Here is a 12,281-nt window from a genome sequence, read left to right on the forward strand (position 1 = left end):
GTCGCGGTAGTAGTCGACCAGCGGCTCCATCGCCTCGGGCAGGGACACGACCTGCGCGGTGCCCTCGATCTGCACCCAGTCGCCGTAGAACGCGTCGGTCATCACGCAGAGCACGGTCGTGGGGTCACGGCGCAGGTTGCGGGTCTTGGCGGCGGTCTCCCTGGTGCTGATGATCGCGCGGCCGGCGGCGTCCACGCCGACCGTGACCGGCGACATCTGCGGGCGTCCGTCGGCGTGGAAGGTCAGCATCACCGCGCGGTGGTTGGTCCGGAGGAAGTCACGGGCCTTGTCGAGATCCATGAGTCCATGATGATCCATGCTCGCCCGCGGTACGCCGGGGGACGCCGATCGCAGGAGGCGAGAGGTGCGCGGAGACAGGTCCGGGCACAGTACGGCGCCCACGCCGACGGGGGCGTGGGCGCAGGTCGGGGCAGGGCTTACATGAAGCCCATGCGGGAACGGCGTTGCCGCTCGTGCTCGATGACGATGGCGGCGGCGTAGCCGTGGGTCAGCCCGTGCTCGTCGGCGAGCCAGTTGGCCCGCTCATCACAGCGTAGGAAAGACGGGCCGTTGTCGATGGCCTGGAACCACTCGGGGAGTGCGCGTCCGGTTATGTCCGGAACTCTGGCGATCAGCTTGTTCTGCATCTCCGGTGAGTGGTTCAACGACATGGGCACCTCCATGAGTGAAGCCTCTTTGCCACGACACTGCATCACCCGCCTCGCGAAGGCAAGGGCCCAAAGGCCAGTCTTGCTTCACAGCTGGTAGATCATTGGTCGCGGACCGTTTGGCTCTCCATACCCCCCCTTGCCCCATGACACGCCCCTCACATGCCAGCAAATGCGGACGCCCCGCCCGAAGCGGGCGGGGCGTCGCGGCAAGGATCTAGTCGTTGTTGAAGAAGTAACTGACGAAGCGCAGGATCTCGAGGTAGAGCCAGACCAGGCTCATCGTCAGACTGAAGGCCATCAGCCAGGAGTACTTCTCGGGGACGCCCGCGCGCACGCCCTGCTCGATCGCATCGAAGTCGAGCAGCAGGAAGAAGCAGCCGAGCAGGATCATCGCCACACTGAAGATCCAGCCGATCGGGCTGTCGGTGCGCAGACCGAGGCCGCCCGAGACGAAGATGCCGGCGATCAGGTTGATGAGCATCAGGCCCACGGCGGCGAAGCCTGCCGCGACGACGAACTTCGTGAACTTCGGCGTCGGCCGGAAGACCTTCAGCGCGTACACCGCGAGCGTGCCCCCGAAGGCGACCATCGTGCCGAGCACGGCCTGCACGACGATGCCGCTGTAGAGGGTGTTGTACAGGTTGCTGATGATGCCGATGGCGATGCCGTAGGCCACGGAGTAGCCGAGGATCAACGCGGGGTTCGTGCTCTGCTTGAAGGAGACGATCAGGCCGAGCACCAGGCCCACGATCACCGCGGGGAAGAGGATCGCCGGGCCCAGGTTGAAGTACCAGGCAAGGGCCGCGGAGACGACGAGGGTGCCGAGGGTCATGAACCCGCGGACGACCACGTCGTCGATCGTCATCGGCCGGGCGGCCGTGGGCGGCGGAGCGTACGACGGGGTGTTGTACATCTCCTGGAGGTACTGGGGACTGGCGGTCGGGCCGGCCCACGACTGACGGTTGTTCTGCCCCAGTCTGCTCAGGACCGGGTTCCTGCTCTGCATCACTGCCTCCACTGCGACCTGCGATCACCCTGCTCGACGAGCCTCACAGGGACTGCCGCCTGTTGCACAAACTGTCTGTTCCGTCATGGCGGGCAGGATGACCCCTGCCGTGTTGCGCCGCCGGGGACGGCATTCCGACCTCCGGCGGCAACGGGTCCAACGAGCGACCCGTCAACCGAGTTCCGCCCGCCAGGTTGCGGTTGAATCACCGGTCGGCATCGCCCCGCACTCGGCCGAAGGACGGCGAACCGCCACGAAAGACTCCGGCCGGCGGGTCGAGGGGGACCGAGGGACGGCCGGAGAGGGCGAGAAGAGGTCGGCACGGACGGCAGCGCCGGCGCCCACGATGAGCTCGGTGGGGAACGCCGATGGGAAGCGCCGACTGGAAGCGGCGGCACGAAGCGTGGGCGGCGACGCGACTGAACCGACAACTCGCCATGGAATGGGAGGTTCCACCCCGTCCCTAACCATGGGTGTAGGCCGATTTTTCCAGCAATGTTGGCCCTAACCCGTTTATTGCACCTTTTACCGCTTATACGTAATTACCCTGCGAGATCATGACGTCACCCGCCGCCCAAAGGGCGCGGCCGGACGCGGGGCGTCGCGGCGCCGACGCACGATGACACAAGATGGTAACGATTGCCCGGGGAGAGGTCGGCGAACGCCGAACGGGGCCGTTTGGCGGCCCAGGATAAACGGAGAGTCACGAGGGGTAAACCGAAAATGATAGGAGTGACGGCTCACGTTAGCGTCGTGGAGCGTTTCATATAGCCGGCAGGGTGCCCCCGGTGGGACTCGAACCCACACTGGAACCCTTTTAAGGGGTTTGCCTCTGCCATTGGGCTACGGGGGCGCCGTAATCATACGTAACGGACCACACTTGCGTAACGGGTCAGAGCCCACGTCTCCGCTCTTCCTTCCGGAGTCCGCAAGATAACCGTATACGTCGCGCGCCCCCGCGACTCGGGCAATGAACAACAGACCGCTCAAGTAGCCCAATTTCACCACGCACCCTTGTTATGCCTCCAGACAACGGTACGGCTCGCGCCCGAAGACCTCGGGCGCGAGCCGTACCGGACGAAGGCTCCGTCAACCGGTGGCCGCGGCCGCCTTGAACTCCTCGCGAGGGGACTCGATCTCCCCCAGCGAGAGGGTCTCCCGCTTGAAGAAGAGGGCGAGCGTCCAGTCGGCCACCACGCGGACCTTGCGGTTCAACGTCGGCACCCGGGACAGATGGTAGGTGCGGTGCATGAACCACGCAGGCAATCCGTGAAGCTTGATTCCGTAGACGTTCGCGACGCCCTTGTGCAGCCCCAGGCCGGCCACCGAGCCGACGTACTTGTGCCGGTACTCCTGCAGCGGACGGCCCTGCAGATGCCGCACGATGTTGGCGGCCAGCACCTTGGCCTGCCGCACGGCGTGCTGGGCGTTCGGCGCGCAGTACTGACCGGGGTTGGTCACGTCCGGCACGCCCGCGACGTCTCCGGCCGCGAAGGCGTCCTTGGTGCCGGCCACGGTGAGCCGGGTCGTGGTCTTGATGCGGCCCCGCTCGTCCAGCGGCAGGTCGCCCGCGTTGACGACCGGGCTGGCCTTCACTCCGGCGGTCCACACGATGGTCGCCGCCTCGAAGGAGTCACCGTCGGAGAGCATCACGTTGCCGCCCTCGCAGGACTCCAGCAGCGTGCGCATCTTGACCTCGATGCCGCGCTCGCGCAGCTCCTCCTGCGTCCACTTGCCCATCTCGGGACCGACCTCGGGCAGGATGCGGTCACTGGCCTCGACCAGCACCCAGCGCAGGTCCTTCTCGCTGAGGGTGTTGTAGTACCGGACGGCGTCCTTGGCCATGTCCTCCAGCTCGGCCAGGGCCTCGACGCCCGCGAAGCCGGCGCCGACCACCACGAAGGTGAGCGCCCGCCGCCGGACGCGCTCGTCGTCGGTGGAGTCCGCGCGGTCGAACAGGGCGAGCACGCGGTTGCGGAGCGCGATGGCCTCGCCGACCGTCTTGAAGCCGATCGCGGCGTCCTGCAGACCGGGGATCGGCAGGGTGCGCGAGACGGAACCGGCCGCCATGACCAGCACGTCGTACTCGATCTCCCGGCTCGGCCCGACGTTCGGCTGGAACGTCACCTTCTTGCCGGCGTGGTGGACCTCGGTGACCTTGCCGTTGACGATGCGGACGTGGGGCAGCACCCGGCGCAGCGGCGTCACGACGTGGCGCGGGGACAGGTTGCCGGCCGCCGCTTCGGGCAGGAACGGCTGGTAGGTCATGTAGGACTGCGGCGTAACGATGGTGATGCGGACCCGGCCGGACCGCAGCTCGGAACGCAGCTGACGCTGCAGCCGCAGGCCGGTGTAGAGGCCGACGTATCCTCCGCCGACGATCAGGATGTGCTTCGCCTTCTGGTCCACGTGAGTGCCCCTTCGCGGCATGGTCGCTTGTGAAACCATTCACAAGGTTACGTCACGACCGGCTATCGACGCCAATCCCGCCAGGCATCAAAATATGCGGATTTTTCCGAAACTAGCTGATTGACCAGCAATTTCTCGGCAGAAGATCGGCAAAACTTTCCTCTAGTGACGAACTTCACTCTCCCGGCCCATCCTTCCTCCTGGCGGCGCGGCAGACCGTACCGCTCGGTGACGCCGTGCCCCGCACAACAGGTCGAGGCGCCCCTGACGGCTGATCAGCTGCTCGACCTCGGCAGGACCCCACCCCGGCCCTGGCACTTCCTGGACGGAGAGCTCGGGGCGGGGTGGTCACCTCACCGGCCCACTGCTGGCACGATCGAAGTCATGAGCTTCGTTCCCCCCGGCAGTGGCTGGCCCGAGGACCCCGCCGGCCCGGACACGCCGGTGGCCCGCACTCCCGAGGAGGTCGCCCGCCTCGCCGCCGGCAGCGCCACGCCGGCCGAGCTGACCGCGCGTGAGTCGGTGTGCCGGGCGTGCCCGCGCCTGGTGGAGTGGCGGGAGGAGGTCGCCCGGGTCAGACGGCGGGCGTTCATCGACCAGACGTACTGGGGCAGGCCGGTCGCGGGATGGGGCGACGAGAAGCCGCGCATCCTCATCGTGGGGCTGGCGCCCGCCGCGCACGGCGGCAACCGCACCGGGCGCATCTTCACCGGGGACCGCAGCGGCGACTGGCTGTTCGCCTCACTGCACCGCACCGGCCTCGCGGCCCTGCCCACCAGCACCCACGCCGGAGACGGGCAGCGGCTGCTCGGCGCGCGCGTGGTCGCCGCCGTCCGGTGCGCCCCGCCCGCCAACAAGCCCACCGTCGAGGAACGCGCCACCTGCTTCCCGTGGCTGACCAGAGAGCTCGAACTGGTCGCCGATCCGGTCCGGGTCATCGTCGCCCTCGGCGGGTACGCCTGGCAGGCCGTGTGGCCCGCCCTGCGCCAGGCCGGGTACACCCTGCCGCGCAGCAGGCCGCCGTTCGGGCACGGCGCCGAGGTGGAGATCAGCCGCGGCGCCACCCCGGTCCGCCTGCTCGGCTGCTACCACCCGAGCCAGCAGAACACCTTCACCGGCCGGGTCACCGAGCGGATGCTCGACGACATCTTCACCCGCGCCACCACCCTGTCCACCTGACAGGGCCCCGCACCCGCACCGTCTCACACGAGAACCCCCAAGGAGCGGCACCATGCGCATCGTCATCCCCCTGTACGAGGGTTTCACCGCCCTCGACGCCGTCGGCCCGTACGAGGTGCTCCGGATGCTGCCCGGTGCCGAGGTGGTGTTCGCCGCCCCGCGGCCCGGGCCGGTGCGGGACGCCGCCGGGATGCTCGCCCTCTCCGCCGGCGCCACGCTCGCCGAGGTCGACGCCTGTGATGTGCTGGTCGTCCCTGGCGGCCCGGGCGCACGCACCTTGATGCACGACGCGGACTTCACCGGCTGGATCCGGCGGTTGCACCCGGGCACCACCTGGACGACGTCGGTGTGCACCGGAGCTCTGCTGCTCGGCGGCGCCGGACTGCTGGAGGGGCTGCGGGCCACCACCCACTGGGGCGCCGTGCAGGCGCTGGAGGCGTGGGGCGCGACCTACACGCCCGAGCGTGTGGTCTTCGAGGGGAAGATCGTGACTGCCGCCGGAGTCTCCGCCGGCATCGACATGGCCCTGACGCTGTTCGAGCGCATCGCCGGCCGGACCGCCGCCGAGGCCACCCAGCTGGCCATCGAGTACGACCCCCAGCCCCCCTTCGACGCGGGCTCCCCCGCCAAGGCCCCCAAGGCCGCCATGGACCTGCTCACCTCACGACGGCGCTGAGCGGCACCGATCGTCAAGAGGCGAGGCCGCGGGCGATGCCGTCGAGGATGTCGTGTTCGCTGACGACGACTTCGGCGAAGCCGAAGCGGGTGACGATGCGGTCCAGGATGAGCGCGCCGGCGCCGATGACGTCCACCCGGCCGGGGTGCATGACCGGGATCGCCGCGCGCTCGTCGTGCGACATGGCGAGCAGCCGCTGGGAGATCTCGTGCACCCGGGCCGCGGGGATGCGGGAGCCGTGGATGCGCGCCGGGTCGTAGGCCGGCAGGTCCAGGGCGATGCCCGCGACCGTGGTGACCGACCCGGCCAGGCCGATGAGGGTGTGCGCCCGGCTCGCGGGCACCGCGCCCGAGACGCGGTCGAGGGCCGCCTCGATGTCGGCCGTCGCTCCGGCCACGGCCTGCGGCGTCGCGCCGCCGGCGAAGTGGCGTTCGGTGAGGCGGACGCAGCCGATGTCGACGGAGATCGCGCTGTCCACGTCCGCCGCGCCGAGGACGAACTCGGTCGAGCCGCCGCCGATGTCGACCACCAGGACCGGCGATGCCACGCCGGTCAGCCCGGCGGTGGCGCCGAGGAACGACAGATGCGCCTCCTCGGCGCCGGTGACCACCTCGGGCTCGACGCCGAAGATCTCGCGGACGCCGCCGGTGAAGTCGTCACGGTTGGCGGCGTCCCTGGTGGCGCTGGTGGCCACCACGCGCACCCGCTCGGCCCCGTGCTCCCTGATCAGCTTGGCGTAGCCGCGCATCGCGGTGAAGGTGCGCTCCAGTGCCTCCGGCGACAGCCGTCCGGTGCGGTCGACGCCTTCGCCGAGGCGGACGATCTCCATGCGGCGCTCGACGTCCACCAGTTCGTCGCCGGAGATGTCGGCGACGAGCAGGCGGACGGAGTTCGTACCGCAGTCGATGGCGGCGACGCGGGTCATGCGTCCTCCTCGGCTTGGTCGTCGGGGCCGCCGCACACGCACGGCCCGTCGCTCCACCACTCGGGCAGGAGGTCGAGGGCCTCACGGCCGAAGGGGTTGGTGCCCGGCATGGCCAGCTCGTGGCCCACCAGGGCGTGCAGGCACTTCACCCGGCCCGGCATGCCGCCCGCGCTCTGCATGTCGCGGGGCAGCGGCTCAAGGCCGGCTTCGGCGGCGGCCTCGTCGCGGCGCTCGACGTACAGGGCGTGCGCCCGCGCGTACGCCTCGGCCAGGCCGGGGTCCTCGGCGAGGCGGGCCTGCATGCGCTTCATCAGCCCGGAGGACTCCAGCGTGCCGATCGCCGAGGCGGCCTTGGGGCAGGTCAGGTAGTACAGGGTGGGGAACGGCGAGCCGTCGGGCAGCCGGGGGGCGGTCTCGACGACGTCGGGCAGCCCGCACGGGCACCGGTGGGCGACCGCCCGCAGCCCGCGCGGCGGCCGGCCGAGCTGGCGCTCGACCACGGCGACGTCCGCGGGGTCCACCGTCCCCGTGTCGCCGCGGCCCGCCGCGGTTCCGGCCGGATCGACCATCGCGCAACTCTCCCTGAGAACGACCGGGACGCCCGGCGGGCGCACCGGAGCTTGAAAACCCGGACACGTAAGTATCCAGCACCACGCGCCCCGCCCCGGCCGGGCCCTGGGTCAGGGGGCGGGGGTGCGGGCGCCCATCTCGACGCGTTCGCCGGTGCCCCGGTCGGCCGCCTCGACCGACTCCCACAGGGTCTGGTACCACGGGGCCCGGCCGGCCTGCTGCCGGGAGGCCCCGGCGGCGGGCTGCCGGGCCTTCTGCGCCTGGTCGAGCAGCACGTAGCAGGTCTCGCGGCCGTCGCCGCAGTAGTGCAGGCGGCCCCTGAGCAGTTGCCTGATGTAGGCCGGATCGTCCAGCCGCCTGCTGCGCTCCTCCAGCGCCCGGAGGTCTTGGAGCGCCTGGGCCTGCTGCCTCTCCAGCTGGGCGATCTGGCGTCGCTGCGCGACGTACTCGCGCACCGGATAGGCGAGGCTCATGGCGATCGCGCACACGACGACCGCCAGGATCGCGGCCCGTCCCGTCAACTGCGGTCGCTTCTTCATGATCCTCCCGGGTCCGTACGGCTTGCGCCCATAAGCGCGCAAGCCGTACGGAAAAAACTAGCCCTGGAAGCGCGGAAAAGCGCCGCGACCCGCGTAGCGGGCGACATCGTCGAGCAGTTCCTCGATGCGCAGGAGCTGGTTGTACTTGGCGACGCGGTCGGACCGGGCGGGCGCGCCGGTCTTGATCTGGCCGCAGTTGGTGGCCACCGCCAGGTCGGCGATCGTGGTGTCCTCGGTCTCGCCGGAACGGTGGCTCATCATGCAGCGGTAGCCGCTGCGGTGGGCGAGGTCGACGGCGTCCAGCGTCTCCGACAGGGTGCCGATCTGGTTCACCTTGACCAGCAGGGCGTTGGCGGTGGACTCGGAGATGCCGCGCTGCAGGCGCTCGGGGTTGGTGACGAACAGGTCGTCGCCGACGAGCTGCACCTTGGAGCCGAGGGCGCCGGTGATGGCCTTCCAGCCCTCCCAGTCCTCCTCGTCCAGCGGGTCCTCGATGGAGACCAGCGGGTAGGAGCGGACCAGGTCCTCGTAGAAGGAGATCAGCTCACCGGAGTCGTGGCCCTTGCCGTCGATGGTGTAGACGCCCTTGCTGTGGAACTCGGTCGCGGCGACGTCCAGGGCGAGCGCGATGTCCTGGCCGGGGGTGTAGCCGGCCTTCTCGATGGCGACGAGGATCAGGTCGAGCGCGTCCCGGTTGCTCGGCAGGTTGGGGGCGAAGCCGCCCTCGTCGCCCAGGCCGGTGCCGTAGCCCTTCTCCTTGAGCACCTTCTTGAGCACGTGGTAGGTCTCGACGCCCATGCGCACGGCCTCGGAGAACGTCTCGGCGCCGATCGGCGCGATCATGAACTCCTGGATGTCGACGTTGCTGTCGGCGTGCGCGCCGCCGTTGAGGATGTTCATCATCGGGACGGGCAGGATGTGGGCGTTCGGCCCGCCCACGTACCGGAACAGCGGCAGCTCGGCGCTCTCGGCCGCGGCCTTGGCCAGGGCGAGCGAGACGCCGAGGATGGCGTTGGCGCCCAGGCGGCCCTTGTTCGGGGTGCCGTCCAGGTCGATCATGGTCTGGTCGACGAGGCGCTGCTCCTCGGCGTCGAAGCCGACGATCTCCTCGGCGATCTCGTCGGTGACGTTGAGCACGGCCTTCTGGACGCTCTTGCCCGCGTACCGCTCGTCGCCGTCGCGCAGCTCCACGGCCTCGAACTGGCCGGTGGAGGCACCGCTCGGGACGGCCGCGCGACCGGTGCTGTAGTCGTCGAGCAGGATCTCCACCTCGACGGTGGGGTTGCCCCGGGAGTCGAGAATCTCGCGGGCGGTAACGGCCTCGATGGCAGCCACGAAGCGCTCCTAGAGTCAGTAGCCCGGGGACGGGCCCCCGGAACCCGGCACCGCACCGTCGTTCGCGGCGCGGTTGCGGACGGTTTGCCTGCTGAGCCTATCGGTGTCCACCCCTGGGTACGGAAACCGGACCCGTATCACGCCTGTCCGGTCGATCACATCCCGGCGAACCGGCGCCGGCCCGTCAGGAGGAGCCGGCCGGGCGCTCGGCGCGCTCCCAGGAGTGGACCCGGTCGCGATAGGCGCGGGCCGCGGCGCGCAGCTCGGCCTCGGGGTCGAGCCCGGCGGCGCGCGCCCTGCCCACCAGGTCGAACAGCTCGCGGCCGATGCCCTGGCCGACGGCGCGGGCGAGCGACTCGGGCGCCCCGGCCCGCTCGGCGCGGCCGCGCAGCCCGGCGGCGAGCGCGAGCGCGGGCTGCCCCATCGGCACGCCGTCGAGCAGGGACTCCCGGCCCTTGGCGGCCCGCTCGGCGGCCTTGATGGCGTCCCAGTTGTCGCTGACCTCGTCGGCGCCGCTCACCGCCCGGCCGGCGAACACGTGCGGGTGCCGGCGCACCAGCTTGTCCACGATGCCCCCGGCGACGTCGTCCACGTCGAACCCGCCGTCGGCGGGCGCGCGCTCCTGCGCGAGGCGGGCGTGGAAGACCACCTGGAGCAACAGGTCGCCGAGCTCCTCGCGCAGGGCGGTGTGGTCGCCCTCCTCGATGGTCTCCAGCACCTCGTAGGCCTCTTCCAGGAGGTAGGGCACGAGGGACTCGTGGGTCTGCTGGGCGTCCCACGGGCAGTTGCGCCGCAGGCGGTCCATGACGGCGACCAGGTCGAGCAGCCGCGCCCCCGGCAGGTCGTAGGAGCCGGGGACGAGCTCGATGACCGGCGGGTCGTCCATGTCCAGCGCGGCGTGCCCGACGGCGCGCATGAGGGCCTCGTCGCCGTCCTGGGCCGCGAGCCACACCACCGTGCCGTCGCGGCCCTCGCGCGCGAGCGCGGCGGGGTCCGGCGTGACGACCTCGGCCGGGATGCCCTCTTCCGCCAGGTACGGCAGCAAGGGGTGGTCGCCGGAGCCGGTGAGCACGCGGCCCGAGCCCAGGGCCGCCCAGGCCCGCCCGCTCAGCAGGCCGGGGGCGACCCTCGGCGAGGTCGTGACGACGAGCAGCGGCATGTCACTGACCGGCGGTCGCCGGGTCGGCGGGCGGCGGCGCCTGCTCGGAGCCGGCGGCGGGCTCGCCGAAGCGCGCCTGGTCGATGATGCCCTGCTGGGTGTCCCACGCGCCGTAGCGGTTGGAGAGCTTCACCGGGATGGCGTCGAGCTGGGCGAAGAGCTTCTGCTGCGCCGCCGCCACCGACGCCTGGTCGGTGACGTTGGCGCCGAAGCGCTCCAGGCCCTTCTGGTAGGTCAGCGAGGTGCGGACCCACTTGCGGACCTCAGAGGGCGGGACGCCCCTGCCCAGCATGGCCGGGCCGACCTTGTCGATGCCGCCCTGCTCGTTGATGAACCGGTCGATGTCGCCCTCGGAGATGGCGAGGCCGCTGCGCTGGGCGAACTGCTCGAACTGGCTGAAGTAGATGAGCTGGAGCAGCACCGCCCGCGGGATCGACGGCATCTGCAGCTGCGACTCGTTGATCTTCGCTTTCTGCAGCGCCGCCTTGTACTCGCGGATCTCGCCGTCCAGCCGCTTGGAGCTGATCTCCTGATCACCGACGACGGCCGCCGTGCCGACCTGCACGGGCGAGGAGCAGGCGGTCAGCGCGACGCCGGCGGCGACGGCCGCCAGGAGCACGCGTACATGATTCGACTTCACTAGCGGTCCCTTCGACAGACGCGGGATACTCTACTCAAACGGCGCTCCCGACCGGTCATCAGAGCCCCCTGCCCCGCCGGTCACCGCGGGCCTGCCGTGTCCGGCGCCTCATCGCCCGGCCGCCGCCCGTGCGGGTTCCAGGAACATGGCCTCGACCAGGTCGGTGCACCACTTCAGCAGCTCCAGGTCGCGCAGCGGCTGCCCGCCGATCGGCCGGGTCTTGGGCACCGGCACGAGCAGCGTCTCGGCGGCCGCCTTGTAGATCGCCTTCGGGTAGAGCCGGTCGAGGCGCACCTGCTGCGACTCCTTGAGCGTCACCGGGGCGAACCTGATGTGCTGGCCCTGCAGGGCGACGTCGGTGAGCCCGGCCTTGCGCGCGTGCACGCGGAACCGCGCGACCTCCAGCAGGTTGTCGACCTCCTGCGGCGGGCGCCCGTACCGGTCGACGAGCTCCTCGCGGACCGCCACGATGTCGGCGCCGTCGCCCACCGCGGCGATGCGCTTGTACGCCTCCAGGCGTAGCCGCTCGGAGGTGACGTAGTCGTGCGGGATGTGCGCGTTGACCGGCAGCTCGACCTTGACGTCCGGGCGCTCCTCGACGACCTCCTCGCCCGACAGCTTGGCCTTCTGCTCCTGCACCGCCTCGGCCATCATCCGGACGTACAGGTCGAAGCCGACACCGGCGATGTGGCCGGACTGCTCGGCGCCGAGGATGTTGCCGGCCCCGCGGATCTCCAGGTCCTTCATCGCGACGTACATGCCGGCGCCCATCTCGGTGTGCTGGGCGATCGTGGCCAGCCGCTCGTGCGCGGTCTCGGTGAGCGGGGCCTCCGGCGGGTACAGGAAGTAGGCGTAACCGCGTTCGCGGCCCCGGCCGACCCGGCCGCGCAGCTGGTGGAGCTGGGAGAGACCGTAGTTGTCGGCCCGGTCGACGATGAGCGTGTTGGCGTTCGGGATGTCCAGGCCGGACTCCACGATCGTGGTGGCGACCAGCACGTCGAAGTCGCGCTCCCAGAACCCCACCATGATCTTCTCGAGCTGCTGCTCGTTCATCTGGCCGTGGGCGACGGCCACCCGGGCCTCGGGGACCAGCTCGCGCAGGCGGGCGGCCACCCTGTTGATCGAGGAGACCCGGTTGTGCACGAAGAAGACCTGTCCGTCACGCATCAGCT

At 70.5% G+C, this 12,281-nt stretch carries 13 protein-coding genes and 1 tRNA gene; 2 read left to right on the plus strand and 12 right to left on the minus strand.

Annotation, left to right across the window (positions count from 1 at the left end):
* From IEY93_RS04980 to IEY93_RS05000, 5 genes are all read right to left on the minus strand, one after another.
* Positions 1–300, minus strand: a 300-nt coding sequence (locus IEY93_RS04980; RefSeq protein WP_229690875.1) for a PPOX class F420-dependent oxidoreductase, incomplete at its 3' end; no start/stop codon positions are given.
* Positions 301–437: 137 nt separating this feature from the next.
* Positions 438–671 carry a DUF4287 domain-containing protein gene (locus IEY93_RS04985; protein WP_184611872.1) on the minus strand — a complete coding sequence of 78 codons (234 nt, stop codon included), beginning with the start codon at positions 669–671 and terminating at the stop codon, positions 438–440.
* A 214-nt stretch (positions 672–885) separates the two neighbouring features.
* Entirely contained in the window at positions 886–1,677 is a 792-nt protein-coding gene (locus IEY93_RS04990) for a Bax inhibitor-1/YccA family protein (protein WP_189161743.1), read from the minus strand.
* A gap of 780 nt (positions 1,678–2,457) precedes the next feature.
* A tRNA-Leu gene (locus IEY93_RS04995) sits at positions 2,458–2,530 on the minus strand.
* 236 nt (positions 2,531–2,766) lie between these two features.
* Positions 2,767–4,125, minus strand: a complete 1,359-nt coding sequence (locus tag IEY93_RS05000; RefSeq protein ID WP_189161744.1) for an NAD(P)/FAD-dependent oxidoreductase — start codon at positions 4,123–4,125, stop codon at positions 2,767–2,769.
* Between the two features lie 345 nt (positions 4,126–4,470).
* Here IEY93_RS05000 and IEY93_RS05005 point away from each other — a divergent pair, with 345 nt between their 5' ends.
* Both IEY93_RS05005 and IEY93_RS05010 read left to right on the plus strand, forming a co-directional pair.
* Positions 4,471–5,265 (plus strand): uracil-DNA glycosylase, encoded by a 795-nt coding sequence (locus tag IEY93_RS05005; RefSeq protein ID WP_189161745.1) that lies wholly within the window; start codon positions 4,471–4,473, stop codon positions 5,263–5,265.
* Between the two features lie 52 nt (positions 5,266–5,317).
* Positions 5,318–5,941 carry a DJ-1/PfpI family protein gene (locus IEY93_RS05010; RefSeq protein ID WP_189161746.1) on the plus strand — a complete coding sequence of 208 codons (624 nt, stop codon included), beginning with the start codon at positions 5,318–5,320 and terminating at the stop codon, positions 5,939–5,941.
* Positions 5,942–5,954: 13 nt separating this feature from the next.
* Here IEY93_RS05010 and IEY93_RS05015 read toward each other — a convergent pair whose 3' ends face one another.
* From IEY93_RS05015 to IEY93_RS37850, 7 genes are all read right to left on the minus strand, one after another.
* Positions 5,955–6,866 (minus strand): Ppx/GppA phosphatase family protein, encoded by a 912-nt coding sequence (locus tag IEY93_RS05015; protein ID WP_189161747.1) that lies wholly within the window; start codon positions 6,864–6,866, stop codon positions 5,955–5,957.
* Positions 6,863–7,435, minus strand: coding sequence for a DUF501 domain-containing protein (locus IEY93_RS05020; protein ID WP_189161748.1), 573 nt, complete (start codon positions 7,433–7,435; stop codon positions 6,863–6,865). Before IEY93_RS05020 ends, IEY93_RS05015 begins: the two co-directional genes overlap by 4 nt.
* 111 nt (positions 7,436–7,546) lie before the next feature.
* On the minus strand, positions 7,547–7,975 hold the full coding sequence (locus IEY93_RS05025) for an FtsB family cell division protein (protein ID WP_189161749.1): 429 nt from the start codon (positions 7,973–7,975) through the stop codon (positions 7,547–7,549).
* A 57-nt stretch (positions 7,976–8,032) separates the two neighbouring features.
* Positions 8,033–9,310 (minus strand): phosphopyruvate hydratase, encoded by a 1,278-nt coding sequence (gene eno / locus IEY93_RS05030; protein ID WP_189161750.1) that lies wholly within the window; start codon positions 9,308–9,310, stop codon positions 8,033–8,035.
* Between the two features lie 184 nt (positions 9,311–9,494).
* Positions 9,495–10,469: a nucleoside triphosphate pyrophosphohydrolase gene (locus tag IEY93_RS05035; protein ID WP_189161751.1), complete on the minus strand. Its 975-nt coding sequence runs from the start codon at positions 10,467–10,469 to the stop codon at positions 9,495–9,497.
* A 1-nt stretch (position 10,470) separates the two neighbouring features.
* On the minus strand, positions 10,471–11,109 hold the full coding sequence (locus IEY93_RS05040; RefSeq protein WP_189161752.1) for a SurA N-terminal domain-containing protein: 639 nt from the start codon (positions 11,107–11,109) through the stop codon (positions 10,471–10,473).
* 108 nt (positions 11,110–11,217) lie between these two features.
* Positions 11,218–12,281 (minus strand): TRCF domain-containing protein (locus tag IEY93_RS37850; RefSeq protein ID WP_268241530.1); only part of this gene is annotated, 1,064 nt, incomplete at its 5' end.

The organism is Sphaerisporangium melleum (assembly GCF_014646695.1).
Classification (GTDB): domain Bacteria; phylum Actinomycetota; class Actinomycetes; order Streptosporangiales; family Streptosporangiaceae; genus Sphaerisporangium; species Sphaerisporangium melleum.